This window comes from Nonomuraea sp. NPDC052129 (assembly GCF_040680095.1).
In the GTDB taxonomy this organism is placed as follows: Bacteria; Actinomycetota; Actinomycetes; order Streptosporangiales; family Streptosporangiaceae; genus Nonomuraea.
Map to the genome: position 1 here is coordinate 289,413 of NZ_JBFAVX010000011.1, position 20,367 is coordinate 309,779.

Here is a 20,367-nt window from a genome sequence, read left to right on the forward strand (position 1 = left end):
CCCATGGGTTCAAAAACATGAACCACGTGGTTTGCATATGAACAGTCCGGATAACTATGTTGAACCCATGAGTTCAACTCGGAAGACCTTGGTCATCACAGGTGGCACCGACGGGATGGGCAAGGAGCTCGCCCGCACCTACCTGCGCCGCGACGACACCGTCGTCATCGTCGGCCGCGACAAGGACAAAGCCCTCCCTGGCGCCCGTCTCATCACCGCGGACCTGAGCCTGGTCAGCGAGAACAGGCGGGTCATCGACGAGATCAACGCCGCCTATCCGGCCATTGACGCACTCGTGCTGTGCGCCAGGTACTTCCGCTCCACCCGGTTCGTCACCGCCGAGGGAATCGAGGCCACCTTCGCGCTGGAGTACCTGAGCCGCCACCTCCTCAGCCACGGCCTGACCGATCCCGGAGTCATCATCAACGTGTCCGGCCCGGGCGTCCCCATGGGCCGCGTCCACTGGGACGACCTGATGCTGGAGCGCGGCTATGACGGGGTGGCGGCCCAGATGCAGGCCGGCCGTGCCAACGACCTGCTCGGTACCGCCTTCGCGGCCGAGCGGCCGAGCGGCCGTACCCGGTATGTCCTGATCAACCCTGGGCCCGTGTCCACCGCCTTCCGCGGCGAGTACGACGCCGCGACCGCCGCCCACGTCGAGCAGCTCAAAAGGCACGGCGCGCCGGTCGCCGAAGGCGTCAAACCCGTCATCGCCCGCGTCGATGCCCCGCCCGCCGCCCCGCTCAGCGCCTTCACGCGGAGCAAGCCGATCAGCCTGGACCACCCGTCATTCTCGGCTGAGGCCGCCGCGAGGCTCAGCGACGTCACCCGCCACCTGCTGCGCTCCCTGGAGGGCTGAACAACATGACCACCGCATGGACGGCGGCCTTCAGGTCAGCCCCGGTCAGCGCGTACGAGTCGATGACGCTCATCCACCCCTCGCGGGCCTTTCATGACCAGACCCTGCGTCAGATCGTGCGCGTCCGCGGGGCCGGTGATCGTCTACGGATCCGTCTCAGCAACCAGTACGGCAAACAATCCCTCACCATCGCCCGGACCAGCGTGGCCGCGCACGACACTCGATCCTCGATCATCGCGGGCACCGACACCGCGGTCACCTTCGGGGGGACGGCGCATGTGACGATCGACGCCGGTGCCGAAGCCGTGAGCGATCCCGTCGGCTTCGCCACAGCAGGCGAGAGCGACTTGGCGGTCAGCACGTATCACGCCTCAGACGCGGGTCTGGCCACCTACCATCCCTTCGCCCTGCAGACCGGTTACGTGGTAGCGGGCGACGCCGTCTCGCGGACGCGCCTGACGGCTGCCGAAGAGGTGGAATCCCGGTTTCACCTGGGCGGCATCGACATCAGGGGGCCCGAGGGACGCCGGGTGGTCGCGGCCTTCGGCGACTCACTCACCGACGGAGTGGGCACCGCCCACGGCACCCACCGTCGCTATCCCGACCTGTTGGCCGGCAGACTCGCCGACACCTCTGTGCTCAACCTCGGCATCGCCGGCAACAGGCTGCTCAGTGACGTCTTCGGCGAACGCGGCATCGCCCGATTCGAGCGCGACGTGCTCGCCGCGCCAGGGGTGACGCACGTCGTCCTGGAGCTGGGCCTCAACGACATCGGCATGCCGGGCATGCTGGGTCTGCCCGCCGTACCGGCGGACGACCTCATCGACGGGCTGGGCTCGATCATCCGGCAAGCCGCGCGAGCGGGGCTGACGACGGTCGTCGCGACCATGACCCCCTTCGGCGGAGCGAACGGTGTCAGCCCCGGATTCGACACCCCCGAGGGGGAACGGACACGGCAACGCGTCAACGAGTGGATCCGCGCCCACTCCGACGTCGTCGCAGACTTGGATCACGGGCTGCGTGACCCGGCCGCGCCGGCTGTCCTGCGGTCCGAATACGACAGCGGCGATCGCATCCATCCCAACGACGCGGGAGCCGAGGCCATAGCCGACATCGTCGCCGGAGCGGTCCTTAGAGCCGGCGGCCGAGCGCGGGCGCCGCACGGTCAGCAGTCGCGTGCCGTGACGTCGTTGAACACCGAGTAGCCCGCGACGGCGGCCCGCGCCTGTTCGGGCGACGCGTGCCGCACCTCCATGCCGATGACGACGGCAAGCTCGGCAGCCGCGCTGACGCGCGAGCGGCTGTGGGAGCTCTACCCCGACCTGCCGGACGCGGAGCGGGCCGCGTTGACCCGCGAGCTCGACGAGATCCGGGTACGCGGCTACGCGCTGAACATCGACGGCACCGAGCAGGGCGTTTCGGCCATCGGCGCCGCCGTGCGCGACGGCCGGGGATCGGCCGTGGCCGGGCTGTCGATCGCGGTGCCCTCCACCCGGTTCGGCGGGGATCAGGTGGAGGTGTTCGCGGGGGAGCTGAGACGCGCGGTCGCCGAGGTCGAGCAGGCCCTGGCCGACTTTCCCGACTGATCCCGCGCTGGTGCCGTCACAGTGGTGTGACCGGGCCGGCATGCGGCACGTACACCAGGGCGTCGTAGGCCTGGGCGGGCACCATCTTCACCGTGTACGTCCAGCTCAGGGAGCTGTAGATCGACCGGAAGCCGTCACCGACGGTGCCCATCGAGACCTTCGAGGTGAGCACCTCACGGTTGCCGGGCTGCGACGAGGCCTGCGCGAGGTTCACGTAGCCCAGCGGCTGGTCGCCGAACAGCTTGGCCAAAGGCGAGGTGTGGCTCACGGTGAACCGCTTGCGTTCGCCGGAGCCGTCGTCCCTGCTGACGAAGGTGCTCGTGCCGAACTCGGTGCCGATCGTGAAGTAGTCCTTGCCGTACGCCTTGGCCAGGCGCCTCCCCATCGATTCAAAGGAGAACGCCGCACCGCTCTTGTCGATGTGGCCGTTGTGACCGCCCAATATGATCTTCTTCCGCCCCTGGGCGGCCTCCGTGTCGGCGATCCACCGGACGTTCTCGGCCATCCAGGCGTCCCGCTTGCTGTTGTAGTCATTCCCGGAAGCCTGCAGCTGTGCGCCGCGCTGGATCGTCTCGGCGTGGTGCACAGCGAGGGCGAACGACTCCTGGGAGCTGAGCTTTACGTACTTCTCCCGATTCTTCGTCATCTCGTCGACGAGCCGCTCGGCGGCGGTGCCGGCGGTGACGATCTTTTTCTCGTCCTGTTCAGCCCTGCTGGCATCGGTGAGGTCGGCCAGCGACTCCTGGACCGGGCGGACCCGAGCGGGGTCGACCGTGGCGAGATAACGCAGCAGCCGCTCCTTGTTCCGGTCATACCGCTGCATGTCGAAGCCGTAGAGACGCACCTTGTCCGCGTCGGCGACGGTGGCGTTGTGGTCATGGATCCACTTGAGCAGATCCGCCATCTCGCGGGTCCGGTAGATGTCGAAGCCGAGCGCCCTGGCCGCGTCCTCCGCGCTGCCCCGGCCCTTCATGACATAGTCGTTGGCCGTGGCCGTGCCGCCGAAGTCGGCCTCCAGGGAGACGGTGCGGAAGCCGTACTCTCCCACCAGCTTCTGGATGATCAGCATGCGGGCGTGGACGAACTCCTTGTTGCCGTGCGTGGCCTCGCCGATCCCGACCACGCGTTTGCCGGCGGCGTCGGCGAGGGGGGCCTGGTCGAGAGGGACCACGGCGTCGGACGTCACTCGCGAGGTGTCCACACCCGCGCACCCGGCCGCCGCTAGGCCGATCAGTGCGATGCTCAGGACGAGCTTACGCCTCATGTCAGTTCACTTCCTTGCGGAGCACGCGCACTGCGCCGAGCGTCATCGGGGCGACGATCCAGAAGATCATAGACGCGGCCAGCCGAGCGGCGTCGCCCCCGGTCATGTCGCCGACCATCAGAGGGGTAGCGGCGGTGCCCAGGTCGAGCCACTCGGTCAGCGCCGCGCCGGTGGCACCGAGCCGGGCGACGACGCTCCACAGCATCGGGGTCGCCAGGCAGATCACGATCGCGGCCGGCGCGTTCAGGAGCAGCATGCCGACGGCGAGCCCCATCGCGACCACCAAGACGTTCGTCGCGGTCCAGCCCAGCAGGGCGAGAGGGGCGATCTCCCAGTCGGCCGGGACGTCCCGGGCACCGGCGACGGCAGCCGTCACCGACACTGCGACCAGCACCGCGAACAGGGAGGCCACCATGGCGGTGATCAACGGAGGCAGGCACTTGGCCACCAGCACCCGCAGGCGTCGAGGTTCGAGCGCGAAGGTGGTCAGGGCGGTGCGGTGGCTCCATTCGCCGGCCACCGTGAGAATGCCGATGACAGGGAGCAAGGTGCTGAATCCGATTCCGGCGGTCCCGATCAAGGTGCCCAGCTGCGGACCGGAGACCATGCCGCGCGCCGCAATGGACGCCAGGGTCATGAGGATCAGGATCGCCGTCATGATCTTGCCGCTGCGGGTGTCGAAGAGCTTGCGAGCCTCGACCGACAGCAGCCGGTGGAAGGGAATCGATGTTGTCATGCCGCACTCCGGTCCGCGTTCGCCGTCAGTTCGAGGAAGGTCTGTTCGAGGTCCCGGCCCCGGCCGAGCTCGTCGACGGTGCCCTGGGCGAGGACGCGGCCGCGGCCGATCATCACGATGTGGTCGGCGACCCGCTCCACCTCGTGCAGCAGGTGCGAGCTGAGCAGCACCGCACGACCCGAGTCAGCGAGATTACGCAGCAGCCCGCGTATCCATTGGATGCCTTGGGGGTCGAGACCGTTGGCGGGCTCGTCCAGGATGAGCACCTTGGGCCGGCCGAGGAGCGCGTGAGCGATGCCGAGCCGCTGCCGCATGCCGAGTGAGTAGCCACCGACGGTCCGCCTGCTCTCCTTGGCGGCCAGTCCGACCAGGTCGAGGACCTCGCCGACCCGCGACTTCGGCAGTCCGAGCAGCATCGCGCTCAGGGTCAGGATCTCCCGGCCGGTCCGGCCTGGATGCTGGGCAGCGGCGTCGAGAAGCACGCCCACCTGGGAACCCGGGCAGTCCAACTCGCTGTACGCCTGGCCCAGCACGGTGGCCGAGCCCGAGGTGGGACGGGACAGCCCTGCCAGGATGCGCATGGCCGTGGATTTTCCGGCGCCGTTGGGCCCGAGGAACCCGGTGACGCTGCCCGCTTCGACGGTGAAGGACACGTCGTCCAGTGCCTTCACGTCCTTGTAGAACTTGCTGACGTGGTTGAACTCGATCATGGGTCAATTCCACCGGACGCGACGCCGCCGGTCATCGAACCCAGGTCGAGGCCGACCCGTCCGGTTCTAGACCTTTGGCCACCCGGATATGGACCTGGGTCGCTAAGGCATCGGCCCGACTGTCTCTAGGCTGTGGGGCGTGCACGAGCTGAAGGAGAGCCAGGCGCCCCTGGACCCGCGGGGCACCACACTGCGTTATGCGTGTGCCCTGCTGCCGATGCTGTTCCATGGAGTCGTCTGGGCCGTGGTCGTTTCCCGGAACCCTGACCGGCTTCCATCGGCACTGGTCGATGTGGGGCTCGGCGTGATCGGTCTGGTCCTGATGGGATGGCGTCGTCGCTGGCCATGGCAGATCGCCCTGGCTACCGCCCTGCTGAGCGCGTTCTCCAGCACAGTGAGCGGCCCCACATACGTCACGTATGTCTCCTTGTGCATGCATCGTCGGTGGCGTCAGATCATCCCCGTCGCGATCGTGTCCTGGCTGGCTGTGGTGGCATACGCCACCTTGCCCGCCATCACCGCGGCGACCTACACCTCCATCATGATGGGAACCATCGTCCTCGGCGGGCTGACTGTCTTCGGCCTTTACTTCCGCGAGCGCCAGGACCTGGCGGCCTCACAGCAAGAGGCGGCACTGCTCACCGAACGCCAGCAGCTGCAGCAGATCGAGCAGGCCAAGCTGACGGAACGGCTCAAGATCGCGCACGAGATGCACGACGTCCTGGCTCATCGGATCTCCCTGCTGTCCATGCTCGCCGGCGGCCTGGCGTACCGGAAGGACCTCACCGCCGAGGAGACCCGCGAGGCCGCGCTGGCCATCCAGGAGAACGCGCACCAGTCACTGAACGAGCTGCGCACCGTGCTCGGCACGCTGCGGCGCGACGAATCCCTGGAAGCTCCGCAGCCGAACCTGGCCCATCTGGACGCCCTCTTCGACGAGGTGCGCACCGCCGGTCAACAGGTCGAGGTGGACGACACCATCGGTGACCGGGAACTGCTGCCGACGCCGACCGGGCGGCACGCGTACCGGATCGTGCAGGAGGCTCTTACCAATGCGCGCAAGCATGCGCCGGGCAGCCGGGTGACGGCCGAGCTCGGCGGGCGGCCGGGCGACGGCCTGCGCATCCGGGTGAGCAACCCGGCGCTGTTCGCGACAGCCGCGGGACCCGGCTCGAGGCTGGGGCTGGTCGGCTTGGCAGAACGCATCCGGATGGCCGGCGGCACTCTCAGCCACGCCGTACGGGACGGACGCTTCATCCTGGACGCCACGTTGCCGTGGGAGACTTCACGTCGTGACTCGACTGGTGATCGTGGATGACGACCCGATGGTACGCACCGGCCTGCGCCTGATTCTCGGCGGTGAGCCCGACCTGGACCTCGTCGGCGAGGCCGGGGACGGCAGGCAGGCCATGGGCGTGATCCGCGACCTGCGACCCGATGTCGTGCTGATGGACATCCGGATGCCCAACCAGGACGGGCTGACCACCACCGAACTGCTGCTGGCCCAGCCGGACCCGCCCCGGATCCTCGTACTCACCACCTTCGACGCCGACGACATGGTGTTACGCGCTCTGCGGCTCGGTGCCGACGGCTTCGTGCTGAAGGACACGCCGCCACCGAAGATGATCGAGGCGGTCCGCACCGTGGCGAGGGGCGAGCCGGTGCTGTCGCCGAGCGTCGCCCGACAGGTCATCGCCGCGGCCACCACCGGAGGCGAGCCGCAGCAGGCGCCGCGGGAGCTGGCCAGACTCACCGAGCGCGAACGAGAAGTCGCGATCGAGGTGGCCCGGGGCAAATCGAACGCCGAAATCGCCGGGCATCTCCACATGAGCGTCGCGACCGTGAAGGCGAACATCACCCGGATCTTCGCGAAGCTGGAGACCGACAGCCGTGTCCGAGTCGCCATGAAGGTACGCGACGCCGGCCTCCTCTAGGGATCCGCTTATCTGGGAGGTAATCGACAGGCCGCGCCAGACTCGGAAAGGCTTGCGGCATGACTCATGACGCCACCCGAGACATTGTGGAAGCACTGATGCGGCGTATCGCCGAGGGCGATCACGACCGTGTCGCCGAGTTGTTCGCCGAGCCGATCGACTGGCAGCTCGCCTGGCCCGCTGAGGGGCATCCGGCGGCGCCGTGGATCCGGCCGCGATCGAGCCGAGCCGACGTGGCGGACCATTTCCGGACGCTGGAGGCCCATCACGTGCCCGAGCTGAACGGCACGTCGGTGGCACGGGTCCTGGTCGACGGGGCGGACGCCGTCGTTCTCGGGGAGATCGTGCAGACGGTACGGAGCAGCGGCACCGCTTACACATCACCCTTCGCGCTGCACCTGACCGTCGAGGACGGACTCATCACCCGGTATCACATCTACGAGGACAGCCTCACGGTCGCGCGGGCCCTCAGCGCTCAGGCAGCGGAGAGTGTGGTGCGCGCTCCGGCATCAGCGAGCCGCTGAGAACTGATTGGGCGCTCGCCTGTCCGAGCTCGGCCAAACGGGTCAGGGCCGGGAGGGCGTCGGTGATCGCCTGGCGCTGCTCGGCGGTCAGCTGGGCGATGAGGGGGACCAGGTGGCGGGTGCGGTCGTCGTGGCGGGAGCGCCCGATCTGGCGTCCGGCCTCGGTGATGTGGACCAGGACGGCGCGCCGGTCGCTGGGGTCGGGACGGCGTTCCACGAGTCCGTCGCGCTCCAGCCGGGTGACGAGCTGGGTGATGCCGGGCTGGCTGACCTGCTCGGTCTTGGTGAGGTCGGTCAGCCGCATGGGGGCGCCGCGGGTGGCGAGGGTGTCGAGCACCGACAGTGTCGTGAACGACAGCTTCTCCAGCATGGGGAGGCGGATGTAGAAGCGGTTGAAGTTCTCGATCGCGGTGGCGAAGGCATTCACGTCCAGGTCGCCGTCACGGTCAGCGTCCTGGGCGGGGTCGCGGTCGCCGAGCGTCTCGCCCGATGTCTGGTCCGGCGTCTGGTCCGGCGTGGTGTTCACGCCGGAAATATATCGCAAACTTATTTAAGTTGCTTATGATGTTCGGCATGACACTTCGATTGGGTATCAACGGGTTCGGGCGGATCGGCCGGAACGTCTTCCGCGCGGTGGCCGCTCGCGCCGACGCCGACATCGAGATCGTCGCGGTCAACGACCTCGGCGACGTGGCGACCATGGCGCATCTGCTGGCGTACGACTCGATCATGGGCCGCTTCCCCGGCGAGGTCGCCGCCGAGCCGGGCGCGATCCGGGCCGGTGACGCGACCATCAAGGTTCTGGCCGAGCGTGACCCCGCCGACCTGCCGTGGGGCGACCTGGGCGTGGACGTGGTGATCGAGTCCACCGGGATCTTCACCAAGGCCGAACAGGCCCGCGCGCACGTGGACGGCGGCGCGAAGAAGGTCGTCATCGCCGCACCGGCCAGCGGGGAGGACGTCACGATCGTGCTCGGCGTGAACCACGACGTCTACGACCCAGCGCGCCACACGATCATCTCCAACGCCTCGTGCACCACCAACTGCCTGGGCGTGCTGGCCAAGGTGCTGCACGACGCGGTCGGCATCGAGTCGGGCATGATGACCACCGTCCACGCCTACACGCAGGACCAGAACCTCCAGGACGCGCCCCACAAGGACCTGCGGCGGGCCCGGGCGGCGGCGCTCAGCATCGTGCCCACCTCCAGCGGGGCGGCCAAGGCGATCGGCTTGGTGCTGCCGGAGTTGCGGGGCCGGCTGGACGCGTTCGCGCTGCGGGTGCCCGTGTCCAACGGCTCGGTCACCGACCTGACCGTCACCACCAGCCGCGCCACCACCGTGCAGGAGGTGAAGGACGCCTACGCCGAGGCCGCGGCCGGTTCGTACAAGGGCCTGCTGACCTACACCGACGCACCCATCGTGAGCAGCGACATCGTCGGTGACCCGGCCTCGTGCGTCTTCGACGCCGAGCTGACTCGCGTGATGGGCTCGCAGGTCAAGGTCGTCGGCTGGTACGACAACGAGTGGGGGTACTCCAACCGCCTCATCGACCTGGCCCTCATGCTGTAACGAACAGAATCGTTTGATAGAGGGGCAGACCGGATCTATGGGCAGGGGTTGGTGTGGATCTTCGCCCACACCCTGTGGCCCATCTCCTTGTCGCCTTCACACCCCACCTGGTCGGCGATCGCGGTGACGAGGGCCAGCCCCCGGCCACACTCCGCAGTGGTCCGGCAGTCCATGCCGAAGCGGGGGCACCCACCCCAGCCGCAGTCGTAGACCGCGACGGTGGTCGTGACGGTCGTGCGGGTGATCTCGACGATGAAGGTCCCGCCGGGGCGGCCGCTGCTGGTGTGCTGGAGGGCGTTGGCGCCGAGTTCGGCGACGATCTGCTCGGCGTCGTCCTGGCAAGGGGCGTCGGCAAGGAGGTATCGCGTGAAATGGCGGGCGTGCGGGATCTGGTCGGCCGTGCCGGGGAAGGTACGTCGCCAGCTCAGGCCGCCTGGATGCAGGTCGATCATCGCGTCGATCAGTTCGCGCTGGACGGCTCCCGACCCGCATTGCTTGGGGACGAACACGGCGGCGGGCGCGATGGTCTGGGGCATCGGGGGTTCTCCATGGGCAGGTCAGAGGTTTCAGTCCGTCGCCACCACACTGCCCCGTTGGCCGCGCCGCGTGGACCCCCAGCGCGTCCTCATTGATCGCCCGCGTCACACCCGCTCTGACCTGCCCGAATCTGCCAGCATCCATGACGGGTGTCCCGTCGCGGCCCTGCGCGATCCCCTGTTCACTCGCGCCATGTGGGAGCGGCTCCATTCACGGGGACAAGTCCGCTGAGGTACGAGCGGTCCGACGGCACCGAACGCCGGTCGGGCATCTGACTGTAGGCCATCTTCCCCAACGCGTGACCGTCGCATTACAGTGAGTGGCGATTCCCAGCTGGAGGGGGTACGGGTGTCCGGCGATGGCTACCGGGTGCTGCTTCAGGCTCGTTCCTGGAGTCAGCCTCTCAGGAAGAAGAGCTTCACGTGGGATCAGATCGCTGACGTGCTCGCGCTTACCCACCAGGTGAGCCCGTTGCGGCTGTACCGGCTGGCACACGGCCGCACCGCGGCCGACGTGGTGGCCATGGTCAACGACGCCGACCCGGCGGGCACGGCCGCACTGCGCGAGTCGCGGCTGTACGAGTTCGAGTCCTGGCCGGAGGCGGGGCGTCGGCCGCCCGCGCGGCTGCTCACCGTACTCGCCAAGATCTACCAGACCGCCGCACGCAACCTGTCGCGAGGAGAAGACCTGGTGGCGTACGGGGTTGCTGATCGCGAGCTGATCGATGGTGCGGATTTCCGTGACCTGGATGCCAATCGGCCCGCTGGAACGCGTGTCACCATGGAGATGAGCGCGGCAGCCCCACCCGCTGACAGGTCGCCCTTGGACGCATCAGCGTGCGTGCAGTTGCTGCGTGCCACCGGCATCGAGGAGGCCGATGTGAAGCGACGGGAACTGCTCTTCGAACTGGCTCTGGTGCTCGGCGGCAGCCGGGCGCTCGACCTGCTGCGGATCCTCACCCCGGAGGAGGAGGAACGCCTGGCAGGCGTGCTGCGCAGCACGTGGCGAGTGGACGAGGCGGCAGTCAGCACGTTTGAGAAGCTGACGATGCACGCGCGGCGGGCCGACGACATGTCCGGGCCTGCGGCGCTGCTGCCGGTTGTGAACGGGCAGCGGGCAGCAGTCGGGAGACTTCTCGTACGTGAGTCAATGCCGCCGAGCCTGCGCGACCGGCTGCTCGGGACGTATGCGCAGCTATCACAGTTGGCGGGGTTCCTCGCCTGTGACCTACGCGATTACGCAGCGGCCGAGCAACCGCTGAACGACGGGCTACGGGCGGCACTCGATCTCGGCGATCCGACATTGATCGGCTACGTGCACTACTGGCTGGGCAGGGCAGCCGCTGAGCAGAACCGGACCGCCTCGGTCTTTGACCATGCCTTCGCCGCTCGGGAATGGGCCGTTCGGTCCCCGAGCCAATTGCTGGCGTCAATACACGAAGGATTGCTCGCGCTCGCCTACGCCGCCGAGGGTAATGCGGCGGCGAGTACCCGCGCGCATGAACGCGCACTCGCGTTGGCTGGACCCTCGAAGGGCACCGAACCACCGTTCCTGTACTGGGTCTCACCTTCGTCAGAGGAGACCAGGAGGGCCTGGTCTTTGATCCGGCTCAACCAGCCCGAGCCTGCTCTGGCGGCGGCCGAGCAATCTCTTGCCGAACTCGATCCCCGGCGGGCGAGACCGAGGCTGTATGGGTTGGCACTTGCCCGGTATGCCATTGCCTTGACCTTGGCCAAGGCGATCCCCGAGGCAGCGGCCAAGCTGGCGGAAGCCGCCGACGTCACCAAGCAGCACAACTCGGCTCGGCTGATCGACGAGGTCGGCCAGGCGCGAGCCCGGCTGGAGCCTTGGGCGGACACCAGTTACGTTCGCCAACTGGATGACACCCTGCGATCGTGCGGTCTCACTTCGGCTTGTCCAGCAGGAGGGGCTTGAGCTGGCGGAAGAATTCGGTCGCGTCGGCCAGTGCGTCCCGGCGCGGTGCGCCCCTATAGATGGTGATGCTGAGAAGGCGCTTGTAATCGGGCGTCCATCCGTAGACGAACGAGATGGTCTGGTCCTTGGCGTTCTTCCGCCGCGCTGCGAAGCCCGGACCCAATTCGGTGGGCAGGTCTTTTCCCTGGGTGGACACCCTGGTGTTCTCCAGACCGTCCGGGCTGATGGTGGGCGGGTCGAAGACTTCGACCACGAGTCCTAGTTCGCCTTCTGGACTCAAATCCTCAGCCACTGAGCACGACGCGAAAAGGCCCTTGTCCATCTTTGTGCCGACGGCCGTGTAGTCCTTGAAACCGGTGGCGATCTTGATGGCGTTCGCCGAGATCAGTTCGCATTCTCGTGGGGCGGCGGTGACGTTACCCAGCGGCCGGGTGTCCGGTGGTGGAGGGGGCGGAGACGAGCACGCGGCAGCCAGGGCGAGGACGGCAAGGGCGAGGACCGTCGATGGCTGAATTCTCATGAGCCATGCCCGGAATAGTTGTCTTCGGACTCCTTGAAGCCGAGCGCGATGGACTGGCCTGGCCCATTGAAGACGCGATTAGTCGGATTCAGCGACAACCACTCCCTATAGGCCTTGCGCTGAGCGGCATTCATTTCGTCCCATGGCCTGATTTCCCCGTCGACCATAAAGTGGCCAGCCGAGCCTGGGGAGAAGTCCTTGTTGTAATACGGATGCGTCTCGGCTGGCACGGATCCGTCCCCGAAAAGGCCGTGTCGCATCATCACGGCCGCCGTGAGATCGGTGAACATGTGCTTGGACACTCCCAGCGCCGTGTCCGCGTTCTCGCGAGCCTGGTCTTCGTGGCTTGACTTGACCTTCCCGAAGATCGCATCCTTGGCTTTGTCGACCATGAGCCCGACGAACTTTCCCTGCGGCCCTGGAGCCAGCCCGACGACATTTTCGGCCATTTGCTTGAAGGCGGCGAAGCGTGCATCGTCTTCTTTTGCCTTTTGGATGCTGGAGATGTTGGCGGCATCGGTGATCGCCCAGGTCGTCCTGCTCAGGCCCTGCGCCGCGTGGGAGAATTCGGCGCCTCCATTGCCGTTCATGCGCTCTTCGAGTATGTCCTGCTGTTTGGCGTCGAGCTGCTGCCGCGTGGCCTCCGGATGCGACTTCTGCCATTCAGTGAAGTCGGCCTTGACCTCCGATGCGATTTTACCGGCCAATTCGTCCAGCATCTTGACGGAGTACAGGCCGTGCGCGGCGGCCATGGTCTGGAACGCGTCGTCGTCTTTGAACGCCCATGTCATGGACTTCTTGACATTTTTCGCGTTGAGCAGGGCGCCGTAAGGTTCCACACCGCGCAGATTCTTATCCGGATCCTGGTCCGTCACCACGCCTGGCACTTCCTCGCTGAAGGACTGTACGGCGCGATGCACGTCCCCCGTGTACTGGGCCAAGACCGTGCCGAGGTGAGCGCGGGAATGAGGAAGGTTCGCCTGGACCTTGTCGTCGCTCCAGAACCGGACCGCCCACGAGGCGATCAGTGCTGACTTGTAGCCGCGCGAATTCCCCGGCGGCAAGTCGTGGTCGCGGAATTCCGTACTGGCCACCTCAATGGCCCAGCCGAGATCCGCGTCCGCATCGCCGTCCCAAGGGTGCTGCCGCATCAGGTAGGCCAAGGGTTTGCGCTGCGGGTCGGTGAAGAAGTCCTGGGCGACGGCGGGATGGTGGGCCAGCGCGACCAGCGCCGTGCCCAGGGGGCTGAGGTCGCCCGGTGAGATGTCCTTGGGACCTGGCTTCGCCCAAGGGTCTCGCGGGCGGTCGAGGTTGGGGGGATGGGCCACGTCTTTGTCGTAGAGCTTCCGGACCAGCGTGAGCAGGAACGCGTGGTCGAACTCGCCGGCCTGGAGCAACCCTTTCACCGCGAACGCGTCCTGCGGGTTCTCGATGTGGTCTGCCAGTTGATCGGCGTAGTCGTCGGGCAGTTTCAGCCTGCCCACTCCGCGCGATGCCGTGCCCAGAATGGTGCTGAGCATGGTGACGAGCCGCTCCTGCGTCGCGACGTCGTGCTGGAGCGGGCGTTCCGACTGCGGGAGATCGGACCCGTACGCCCTGGAGATCAGGGCTTTGAGTTCACGTGGCGCTATTTCCTTGGCGAAGGCCACAGCGAAGAACGGATCGTTCTTGTGCCGCTCGAGTTCGGCCACCGTCTTGGCGTCGAGTGAGTGGCTCTCGATCTGATCCCGGAGCTTTGTGGCCAGGGTCTTGGCGGACGCGGCGCCCTCGGCGGGAGACTTCGACAGCCAGTCGGATTCGTTGGCCCAGAGGATGCCGCCCTTGCCGGATTTACGGTCCGGTTCGGCGAGAATCAGGTCGAGGCGGCCCTGGAGCGAGGGGATCTGGTCGCTCATCTGGCGGCCGATGGCCGGGAGCGGGGTCGGGCCCCACAGGGGGATGTTCAGTGAGGTCAGGGCTCGTTCCACCTGGAGGCCGACGTCCGGAATGGTGGTGCTGACCCGCTTCATGCCGTTGATCAGCTGCGTCATCAGCGTGGGGTTGATGCCGACCTGTGGACTCATCGGGTGGACGCCTCCGGATCGGACGGCTTGAGGGAGTCCAGCAGCGATAAGGCCCGGGTGAACAGGTCCTTGAAGCCCTTGTCCCACGCGCGTAGATCGGCGGCGAGCCTGTCCCCGGCCGAGCCTTTGAGCGCGCCGTCATCGACCAGGCGAGCCAGCGCGATCACGTCATTCGCATGCTGATCGCGTAGCTGTTCGATCTGCCGCCTGGCGGCGTCGATCTGTGCCTGCGTCGCCATCATGGCCTGATCTCGCCCGATCTCGTGGAGGCGGGGTCGATTGGATGGTAACCAGGGAGAAGAAGATGTTGAAGCGGAATGCGGCAATTAAGCGGAATAGCTATGTATGCGCGCAGATTCCGAGTGAATGGCCTAGAGCCAGTCGCGGCGCTTGAAGACCGTGTAGAGGATCAGGCAGACCAGACCCATCAGCAGCATCGCGAACGGGTAGCCGAACACCCAGTGCGTCTCGGGCATGAAGTCGAAGTTCATCCCGTAAATGGTGCCGACCAACGTCGGGGCGAACAGGATGGCCGCCCACGCGGAGATCTTCTTGACCTCCTCGCCCTGCCGGATGCTGGCCTCCGTCATCCTGGCGATCTCCTCGTTCTGCGCCTGGGTCACCAGCGTCGAGTTGACCAACAGGATGTCCTGGAGCATCTGCCGAAAGGAGGCCACGCGTTCGTTGACAGTGATGGCGTGGTCGGCCACGTCCCGCAGGTAACTCTGCAGTTCCTGGTTGACGCCGTACTTGGTCGCCCCGACTATGAACCCGTCGATCATCCGTACCAGCGGCGTGGTGGCCCGCTGGAACTCGATGACCTCGCCCGACAGCTCGTAGACCCGCCGGGAGACGGACGGGTCGCCGCCGAACACCTGGGCCTCGATCTCCTCGATGTCCTTCTGCAGCCCGGCGACCACCGGGGCGTAGCCGTCGACCACGGCGTCGAGGATGGCGTACAGCACCGCCTGCGGGCCCTGGCGGAGCAGGTCGGGGTCCGATTCCATGCGCTTGCGTACGGCCTGCAGATCGGGCGCCTCCGCGTGCCGTACGGTGATCACGAAGTTGGGCCCGACGAAGACGTGCAGCTCGCCGAACGCGACCTCCTCGACGTCGTCGAGGTAGCGGGCGGCGCGCAGGACGACGAACAGCATGTCACCGTAGCGGTCGGCCTTGGGCCGCTGGGAGCCCACGATGGCGTCCTCGATGGCCAGCGGGTGCAGCTGAAACTCCTCGGCCAGCTTGGCCAGCTCCCAGTCCTTCGGCCGGTAGAGGCCGATCCAGGCGAGGCTGTCCGGCAGCTCCTTGAGGCGTTCGAAGGCGTCGGCCAGCGAGGCGGGGTCGTCGACCCGCTTGCCGTCCTGATAGATCGCGTTGTCGATGACGGTGGGCTGGTAGGGGGCCTCTTCGCTGGCTCGCGGGTCCATCGAGTGCTCGGGCGCCGACTCGCGGGCGCTGCCGGCGCCGCGTCCGAACCCCTTCATCCGTGCCATTTCCGCCCCTTACCAGAATCTCTACTCGAGGTCGTCGAGTGCTCGCGTCGCCCGGTCCCTGATCGACTTGCGCCACATGGGCGTCCAACCGAACAGCAGGCCGTGCGGCCTGCCCAGTGCCATCCGGGACCAGCGTTTGAAGTCGAAGTCGTCGTGGTGCCTGACGATCAGGCCGTGCTCGAACCTGAACAGCGTGTCGATCTCGTTGACCACTTCGCGACCCGTACGGGAGAAGGTGTAGCGGGAGGTCCAGCGCGCCGTGCCGGTGAAGTCGTCGGCCGTCACGTCCCTGAACTCCGACTTCAGCCCGTCGCTCACGCCCAGCTGCAGCCGCCACATCGCCATCACCCGCCGCCGCCCCTCCACCTCCAGGAAGACGGGGTCGCCGAAGCTCACCTCCGGGTGGTAGCAACTCTCCATCGCCGCGTAGTCGGTGCGGCCGAGTGCCTCGTAGAAGGCGCGGATCAGCGCCACGTGCTGGTCGTTCACCTTGCCCATCAGATCATGGTTGTACCGTTATGCCAGCATACGGCCCCCGGTCAGTCGTCTCCCAGGTCGAACGGGTGAAGTGCGGTCAGCCGGTGCGCGTACGAGTGGGGAATTGTCGGGAAATCTGTGCCGAGCACCACCTTCCCCACAGGAACCAGATCAAGCGGCGACTTGGCGGAAAAGACGTGCGGCGTCAGAATCTTGTTCTGTGAGCACGAGAGAGTCTTTACCTGGATAGGGTCATACCTCGATGGACAAGCTCTGGGCTCACCTGATCGAGGTTCAGCCTGCCCCCGACCCGTGGGTCGTGGTGGTCTCGGCACTCGTCGCGCTCGCGATCGTCAGTTTCGGCATGTCCTGGCAACTGTCCAGGGGTCTGATCACGATCGCCCATGAAGGCGGCCACGCGCTGATGGCGCTGGTCACCCGCCGGAAACTCGAAGGCATTCGCCTGCATTCCGACACCTCCGGCGTAACGCTGACCAGAGGCCGGCCCACCGGCCCCGGCATGGTGCTGACCGCGCTGGCGGGCTATCTGGCGCCGTCGTTGCTCGGACTGGCCGCCGCGTGGCTGACCGAGCAGGGACGCATCACGTTGCTGATGTGGACCGTGCTGCTGTTCCTGGTCTGCATGCTGCTACTGATCCGCAACCTGTACGGCGCGCTGATCCTGCTCGCGACGGGTGGCGCGGTGTTCGCCCTGTCGATGTACGCGCCGGACAACGTGCAGCAGGTCGTGGCCCTGGTCGCGGTCTGGTTCCTGCTGTTCGGCGGGGTGCGGCCGATCATCGAGTTGCAGCGCAAGCGGCGCAGGCGGCAGGCGCGTGACTCCGACGCCGACCAGCTCGCCAGGCTGACCATCCTGCCCGGCGGCTTCTATGTGTTCTTCTTCCTGCTCGTGGCGGGCGCCTCCGTGGTGGCCGGCGCCTATCTCATGAATCCGCTCTAGTCAGGAAAAATCACATTAAACTCGCCCGTGACAGGGGGGAGTACTGTGCTGCCAGTCGAGGACGCGCCCGGCTACCGGGTACTCGATCAGGCCGGCCAGGGCGGGTTCGCCATCGTCTACCGCGCCTACCAGGAGCGCCTCGATCGGATCGTGGCGCTGAAAGTCCTGTCCGTGGACCGGGTCGACCAGCGGACCATGCGCAGGTTCCAGCGCGAACTCCAGCTCACCGGCCGGCTCACCGGTCATCCGAACGTGGTCACCGTGTTCGACACCGGTGTGACGCGCTCCGGCAAGCCGTACATCGCCATGGACTTCTTCGAGAACGGCTCGCTGCGTGACAAGGTCCGCAAGGAGGGGCCGCTGCAGGTGCCCGACGTGCTGCGCGCGGGCGTGAAGCTGGCCGGGGCGCTGGCCGCCGTACACGAGGCGGGGGTGCTGCACGGCGACATCAAACCGCAGAACATCCTCATCTCCCGGTACGGCGAGCCGGCCGTGGCCGACTTCGGTGTGGCCAGGGTCGTCGACTCGTCGGAGATCTCGGCCACGGCGCAGGCGTTCACGCCGCTGCACGCGGCGCCGGAGGTGCTGACCGGGCAGCCGCACTCCGCCTCATCCGACATCTATTCGCTCGGCTCGACGCTCTACCATCTGCTCGCCGGGCAGCCCGCCTTCCACAGCCCGACGGACCCGTCGATCGCGCCGCTGATGTACCGGGTGCTGAGCGCGGATCCGCCGCCGATCAACCGCGCCGACGTGCCGCCGGTGGTGTTCGAGACGGTGCTGCGGGCGATGGCGAAGCAGCCGGAGGTACGGTACGGCTCGGCGCGCGAGCTGGCGCAGCAGCTGCGGCAGGTGCAGGCGGAGCTGGGACTATCGGTGACGGACCTGGTCGGGCAGGATCCCGGGCCGGTGACCGGTGCTTACGCGCCCAACCCGGCGGGCCAGGCGAGCGGCCCGCAGCCGACCGGCTACAGCCCTTTCGCGCCGCAGCCCTCGGGACCTCAGCAGCCTGACCAGAGCCCTTTCGCGCCCCCGCCATCGGGACCTCAGCAGCCTGACCAGAGCCCTTTCGCGCCGCAACCATCCGGCTACCACCCCGCTGGGCTCCAACCGTCGGGCCCGCAGTTCGGCGGGCCGCCAGCGACCGGTTCCCAGCTCAGCGCGGACGGGTCGAGCGCTCCCGCCACGATCGCACCGGCGCACCCAGCGCAGACCGGCTCCTCATTCGGCGCCGCATATCCGTCGCAACCGACCTATCCACCCAGCGCATATGCCCCGCAGAGCCAACCGGCCGAGGGCTATCCGGCACCGCACGGTCCCCAACCTGGTGGCCCATCACCAGCCGGTCCTACTCACGCGTCGAGTGAGCCTCCGTCTGGCGGTACGAGGACGCGGGTGATGGCGATCGGAGCCGCCACCACGATCGTGGCACTCGCGGGCGCCGGGTTCGCCGTCTATCTGTCGAGGCAGAACGAAGCCACCCAGGCCGACCCGCAGCAGTCCCAACCTCCGACGAGCGCCGCCAAGCCGTCCGAGAACGTCGGCAAGGAAGCCCTGGCCGCGCTGGCCCCGCGACGGGTACGCGTGGTGGCCGACCGCAGCACACTGGTGGAGCTGCGGTGGGCACTGCCGAAGGAGTCCGCCCGCTACCCGGTCGTGGTCCAGCGCTCCCCGGCCAGGCAGGGCGAGCAGGCGATCACCGCCCTCCAGCCCGGCACCACCTCGGCCCGTGTGAGCGGTCTGGACCCGGACACCGGCTACTGCTTCCTGGTGGGCGTCCCGCTGCAGATCTCGAAGACGAGCAAGGTCGCCTGGTCCAAGCCGATCTGCGTCAGGGGCGCGGTGGCCAAGAACGGCTAGATCTCGTCACCGTTCGCTCTGGCCGGTGAGGATGGTCGAACGGAATCGCTCGGTCGCCGCGGTGACGGCGGTTACCACCTCGCCGGGATCGGCGGGCTTCGGGGCCGCGGCGAACAGCGTGGCCAGGCCCTCGACCGCGGCCGTGGCACGGGGACGCCAGGTGTCCTCCCATGCGGTGAGGGTTTTCAGGTTCTCCGGGTTGGCGGTGATGGCGTATCGGGCCAGCGCCGAGCTCCAGTCCTGACTGCGAGCAGTGTCGGCTCCGGAGTCGCGGAGGAGTCGCGTGGTCAGGCCGTCGCCGTTGGCCAGGGCGAGGTCGGCGAAGCACTGCTTGAGCAGGGCGTCGAAGGCGGGTTTGACGACGAGGTTGAGTGCGGTGAACGCCTCGCCCCAGTCGTAGGCGAGCAGGAGCCTTTCCAGAGTCTCCCGGGCGGGCTGCCAGGCCGGGTCGTCCTCCCAGATGGCGCGTGCCGTCGTCCCGTCGGCGAGTTCGGCGCCGTGCGTGAGCGACAGCGACTTGGCCCGGTAGGCGATCCATTGCAGCGCGCGTAGTTCGTCGGCGCCCTGGAACAGTGCGGCGTTCATGATGGCGGTGCTCGGGGCGAGCTGGCCGACGTACTCACTGGTGATCTGCAGGACGTGAAAGGCGAAACGGGCCGGTAGGTACAGGCGGCCGAGCACGGCGACCCAGGCGGGGTCGAGGCGCGTGTCGTGGTCGTCGGCCTCGAAGCTGTCGACGACGCCCTCGGCGTAGATCTCGCGTTCGTGCTGCAGGGCGATGTAGCGCCGGTAGTTGAGCTGCGCGGGGTCGCGGAAGCCCTCCCAATCGGGGGCCCGCAGGGGCGATCCCTCGCGGTGCCGCAGGTACCACTGGTTGATCGCGCTGCCGGGGTCGAGGTCGAACGGGGCCGGCTGCCGGCCGAAGTGGTAGTGGAAGCCGCGGGTGACGATGTCGTACTCGGTGGGTTTGCGACGTTCGCCGTCGAACAGGCTCCAGGTACGCCGCCGGGTCGTGGCCATGGTCAATCCTCCCTGGTCAGGTACCAGACGAGTTCGTCGTCACCGATGTAGCGCATGCGGCCCGCGAAGCTCGCGATCGCGGGTTCGAGACCTGCCAGCGGGAAGGGATGCCCCGCGGCTTCCTCCAGGCTGGCGCGGGTCAGGCGCAGCAGATGGGGAGCGTGGATGCGCACGTATCCGCCATGGTCCTCGACGAGGAGCTCCTTGCCCGGGTTGTCCTTCTCCAGCGCGGTCACCAGCGCGTCCACGACCTCGGGATCGAATCCCCTGGCCACGGGTCCCACCAGTTGTCTGCGGTCATCGGCCACGACTGTGCTCC

23 protein-coding genes are annotated in these 20,367 nt (G+C 67.5%); 10 read left to right on the forward strand and 13 right to left on the reverse strand.

Going from position 1 to position 20,367, the window contains the following annotated elements:
- Window positions 1-67 precede the first annotated feature (67 nt).
- Together AB0L53_RS25565 and AB0L53_RS25570 are read left to right on the forward strand one after the other, a co-directional pair.
- The gene (locus AB0L53_RS25565; protein ID WP_363998423.1) at window positions 68-859 is read left to right on the forward strand and encodes an SDR family NAD(P)-dependent oxidoreductase; all 792 of its coding nucleotides are present in this window, start codon (window positions 68-70) and stop codon (window positions 857-859) included.
- 5 nt (window positions 860-864) lie between these two features.
- Window positions 865-2,064: a GDSL-type esterase/lipase family protein gene (locus tag AB0L53_RS25570; protein WP_363998425.1), complete on the forward strand. Its 1,200-nt coding sequence runs from the start codon at window positions 865-867 to the stop codon at window positions 2,062-2,064.
- On the opposite strand, the gene AB0L53_RS25575 is transcribed toward AB0L53_RS25570, so the two are convergent.
- Entirely contained in the window at window positions 2,025-2,114 is a 90-nt protein-coding gene (locus tag AB0L53_RS25575) for a fumarylacetoacetate hydrolase family protein (RefSeq protein WP_363998428.1), read from the reverse strand. The two genes, AB0L53_RS25570 and AB0L53_RS25575, sit on opposite strands and share 40 nt — an antisense overlap.
- A 4-nt stretch (window positions 2,115-2,118) precedes the next feature.
- Here AB0L53_RS25575 and AB0L53_RS25580 point away from each other — a divergent pair, with 4 nt between their 5' ends.
- Complete coding sequence (locus tag AB0L53_RS25580; protein WP_363998431.1) at window positions 2,119-2,445, forward strand: IclR family transcriptional regulator C-terminal domain-containing protein; 327 nt, start codon at window positions 2,119-2,121, stop codon at window positions 2,443-2,445.
- 16 nt (window positions 2,446-2,461) lie between these two features.
- Here the strand turns inward: AB0L53_RS25580 and AB0L53_RS25585 are convergent, their stop codons facing one another.
- Genes AB0L53_RS25585 through AB0L53_RS25595 form a run of 3 tightly spaced genes read right to left on the reverse strand, consistent with a single transcriptional unit; the run spans window position 2,462 to window position 5,155 of the window.
- Entirely contained in the window at window positions 2,462-3,709 is a 1,248-nt protein-coding gene (locus AB0L53_RS25585) for an erythromycin esterase family protein (protein WP_363998434.1), read from the reverse strand.
- A 1-nt stretch (window position 3,710) separates the two neighbouring features.
- Window positions 3,711-4,445 carry an ABC transporter permease gene (locus AB0L53_RS25590; protein WP_363998437.1) on the reverse strand — a complete coding sequence of 245 codons (735 nt, stop codon included), beginning with the start codon at window positions 4,443-4,445 and terminating at the stop codon, window positions 3,711-3,713.
- Entirely contained in the window at window positions 4,442-5,155 is a 714-nt protein-coding gene (locus tag AB0L53_RS25595; RefSeq protein WP_363998440.1) for an ABC transporter ATP-binding protein, read from the reverse strand. The genes AB0L53_RS25590 and AB0L53_RS25595 overlap by 4 nt, the downstream gene beginning before the upstream one ends.
- A gap of 139 nt (window positions 5,156-5,294) precedes the next feature.
- On the opposite strand from AB0L53_RS25595, the gene AB0L53_RS25600 reads away from it, so the two are divergent.
- The 3 genes from AB0L53_RS25600 to AB0L53_RS25610 all read left to right on the forward strand — a co-directional run bounded on the left by AB0L53_RS25600 (window position 5,295) and on the right by AB0L53_RS25610 (window position 7,613).
- Window positions 5,295-6,473 (forward strand): histidine kinase, encoded by a 1,179-nt coding sequence (locus tag AB0L53_RS25600; RefSeq protein WP_363998443.1) that lies wholly within the window; start codon window positions 5,295-5,297, stop codon window positions 6,471-6,473.
- Window positions 6,448-7,089, forward strand: a complete 642-nt coding sequence (locus AB0L53_RS25605) for a response regulator transcription factor (protein WP_363998446.1) — start codon at window positions 6,448-6,450, stop codon at window positions 7,087-7,089. Before AB0L53_RS25600 ends, AB0L53_RS25605 begins: the two co-directional genes overlap by 26 nt.
- A gap of 98 nt (window positions 7,090-7,187) precedes the next feature.
- Entirely contained in the window at window positions 7,188-7,613 is a 426-nt protein-coding gene (locus AB0L53_RS25610; protein WP_363998449.1) for a nuclear transport factor 2 family protein, read from the forward strand.
- On the opposite strand, the gene AB0L53_RS25615 is transcribed toward AB0L53_RS25610, so the two are convergent.
- Window positions 7,558-8,139, reverse strand: a complete 582-nt coding sequence (locus AB0L53_RS25615) for a MarR family transcriptional regulator (RefSeq protein WP_363998452.1) — start codon at window positions 8,137-8,139, stop codon at window positions 7,558-7,560. The two genes, AB0L53_RS25610 and AB0L53_RS25615, sit on opposite strands and share 56 nt — an antisense overlap.
- A 47-nt stretch (window positions 8,140-8,186) precedes the next feature.
- On the opposite strand from AB0L53_RS25615, the gene gap reads away from it, so the two are divergent.
- The gene (gene gap / locus AB0L53_RS25620; protein WP_363998455.1) at window positions 8,187-9,182 is read left to right on the forward strand and encodes a type I glyceraldehyde-3-phosphate dehydrogenase; all 996 of its coding nucleotides are present in this window, start codon (window positions 8,187-8,189) and stop codon (window positions 9,180-9,182) included.
- Window positions 9,183-9,217: 35 nt separating this feature from the next.
- On the opposite strand, the gene AB0L53_RS25625 is transcribed toward gap, so the two are convergent.
- On the reverse strand, window positions 9,218-9,718 hold the full coding sequence (locus tag AB0L53_RS25625) for an ATP-binding protein (protein ID WP_363998458.1): 501 nt from the start codon (window positions 9,716-9,718) through the stop codon (window positions 9,218-9,220).
- Between the two features lie 349 nt (window positions 9,719-10,067).
- On the opposite strand from AB0L53_RS25625, the gene AB0L53_RS25630 reads away from it, so the two are divergent.
- A complete protein-coding gene (locus AB0L53_RS25630) occupies window positions 10,068-11,654 on the forward strand; it encodes a hypothetical protein (RefSeq protein ID WP_363998461.1) in 1,587 nt (528 codons plus the stop codon).
- On the opposite strand, the gene AB0L53_RS25635 is transcribed toward AB0L53_RS25630, so the two are convergent.
- From AB0L53_RS25635 to AB0L53_RS25655, 5 genes are all read right to left on the reverse strand, one after another.
- Window positions 11,623-12,174, reverse strand: coding sequence for a hypothetical protein (locus AB0L53_RS25635; protein ID WP_363998464.1), 552 nt, complete (start codon window positions 12,172-12,174; stop codon window positions 11,623-11,625). The two genes, AB0L53_RS25630 and AB0L53_RS25635, sit on opposite strands and share 32 nt — an antisense overlap.
- Window positions 12,171-14,237 (reverse strand): DUF6571 family protein, encoded by a 2,067-nt coding sequence (locus tag AB0L53_RS25640; RefSeq protein WP_363998467.1) that lies wholly within the window; start codon window positions 14,235-14,237, stop codon window positions 12,171-12,173. Before AB0L53_RS25640 ends, AB0L53_RS25635 begins: the two co-directional genes overlap by 4 nt.
- Window positions 14,234-14,479, reverse strand: a complete 246-nt coding sequence (locus AB0L53_RS25645; RefSeq protein WP_363998470.1) for a hypothetical protein — start codon at window positions 14,477-14,479, stop codon at window positions 14,234-14,236. The genes AB0L53_RS25640 and AB0L53_RS25645 overlap by 4 nt, the downstream gene beginning before the upstream one ends.
- A 129-nt stretch (window positions 14,480-14,608) precedes the next feature.
- Window positions 14,609-15,730 carry a magnesium/cobalt transporter CorA gene (gene corA / locus AB0L53_RS25650; protein ID WP_363998473.1) on the reverse strand — a complete coding sequence of 374 codons (1,122 nt, stop codon included), beginning with the start codon at window positions 15,728-15,730 and terminating at the stop codon, window positions 14,609-14,611.
- A 21-nt stretch (window positions 15,731-15,751) separates the two neighbouring features.
- Window positions 15,752-16,228: a nuclear transport factor 2 family protein gene (locus tag AB0L53_RS25655; RefSeq protein ID WP_363998476.1), complete on the reverse strand. Its 477-nt coding sequence runs from the start codon at window positions 16,226-16,228 to the stop codon at window positions 15,752-15,754.
- Between the two features lie 241 nt (window positions 16,229-16,469).
- Between AB0L53_RS25655 and AB0L53_RS25660 the strand changes: the two genes are divergently transcribed.
- Window positions 16,470-17,168, forward strand: a complete 699-nt coding sequence (locus AB0L53_RS25660; protein ID WP_358436570.1) for a M50 family metallopeptidase — start codon at window positions 16,470-16,472, stop codon at window positions 17,166-17,168.
- 45 nt (window positions 17,169-17,213) lie between these two features.
- Complete coding sequence (locus AB0L53_RS25665) at window positions 17,214-19,028, forward strand: protein kinase (RefSeq protein WP_363998479.1); 1,815 nt, start codon at window positions 17,214-17,216, stop codon at window positions 19,026-19,028.
- Window positions 19,029-19,034: 6 nt separating this feature from the next.
- On the opposite strand, the gene AB0L53_RS25670 is transcribed toward AB0L53_RS25665, so the two are convergent.
- Both AB0L53_RS25670 and AB0L53_RS25675 read right to left on the reverse strand, forming a co-directional pair.
- On the reverse strand, window positions 19,035-20,048 hold the full coding sequence (locus AB0L53_RS25670; RefSeq protein WP_363998482.1) for an aromatic/alkene monooxygenase hydroxylase subunit beta: 1,014 nt from the start codon (window positions 20,046-20,048) through the stop codon (window positions 19,035-19,037).
- 2 nt (window positions 20,049-20,050) lie between these two features.
- Window positions 20,051-20,356, reverse strand: a complete 306-nt coding sequence (locus AB0L53_RS25675; protein ID WP_363998485.1) for an MmoB/DmpM family protein — start codon at window positions 20,354-20,356, stop codon at window positions 20,051-20,053.
- Window positions 20,357-20,367 lie beyond the last annotated feature (11 nt).

Coding starts and splice junctions, on each gene's coding strand:
- AB0L53_RS25565 (WP_363998423.1), top strand. CDS start 68: ATGAGTTCAACTCGGAAGACCTTGGTCATCACAGGTGGCACCGACGGG.
- AB0L53_RS25570 (WP_363998425.1), top strand. CDS start 865: ATGACCACCGCATGGACGGCGGCCTTCAGGTCAGCCCCGGTCAGCGCG.
- AB0L53_RS25575 (WP_363998428.1), bottom strand. CDS start 2,114: ATGGAGGTGCGGCACGCGTCGCCCGAACAGGCGCGGGCCGCCGTCGCG.
- AB0L53_RS25580 (WP_363998431.1), top strand. CDS start 2,119: ATGACGACGGCAAGCTCGGCAGCCGCGCTGACGCGCGAGCGGCTGTGG.
- AB0L53_RS25585 (WP_363998434.1), bottom strand. CDS start 3,709: ATGAGGCGTAAGCTCGTCCTGAGCATCGCACTGATCGGCCTAGCGGCG.
- AB0L53_RS25590 (WP_363998437.1), bottom strand. CDS start 4,445: ATGACAACATCGATTCCCTTCCACCGGCTGCTGTCGGTCGAGGCTCGC.
- AB0L53_RS25595 (WP_363998440.1), bottom strand. CDS start 5,155: ATGATCGAGTTCAACCACGTCAGCAAGTTCTACAAGGACGTGAAGGCA.
- AB0L53_RS25610 (WP_363998449.1), top strand. CDS start 7,188: ATGCGGCGTATCGCCGAGGGCGATCACGACCGTGTCGCCGAGTTGTTC.
- gap (WP_363998455.1), top strand. CDS start 8,187: ATGACACTTCGATTGGGTATCAACGGGTTCGGGCGGATCGGCCGGAAC.
- AB0L53_RS25625 (WP_363998458.1), bottom strand. CDS start 9,718: ATGCCCCAGACCATCGCGCCCGCCGCCGTGTTCGTCCCCAAGCAATGC.
- AB0L53_RS25635 (WP_363998464.1), bottom strand. CDS start 12,174: ATGAGAATTCAGCCATCGACGGTCCTCGCCCTTGCCGTCCTCGCCCTG.
- AB0L53_RS25640 (WP_363998467.1), bottom strand. CDS start 14,237: ATGAGTCCACAGGTCGGCATCAACCCCACGCTGATGACGCAGCTGATC.
- AB0L53_RS25645 (WP_363998470.1), bottom strand. CDS start 14,479: ATGATGGCGACGCAGGCACAGATCGACGCCGCCAGGCGGCAGATCGAA.
- corA (WP_363998473.1), bottom strand. CDS start 15,730: ATGGCACGGATGAAGGGGTTCGGACGCGGCGCCGGCAGCGCCCGCGAG.
- AB0L53_RS25655 (WP_363998476.1), bottom strand. CDS start 16,228: ATGGGCAAGGTGAACGACCAGCACGTGGCGCTGATCCGCGCCTTCTAC.
- AB0L53_RS25660 (WP_358436570.1), top strand. CDS start 16,470: ATGGACAAGCTCTGGGCTCACCTGATCGAGGTTCAGCCTGCCCCCGAC.
- AB0L53_RS25670 (WP_363998482.1), bottom strand. CDS start 20,048: ATGGCCACGACCCGGCGGCGTACCTGGAGCCTGTTCGACGGCGAACGT.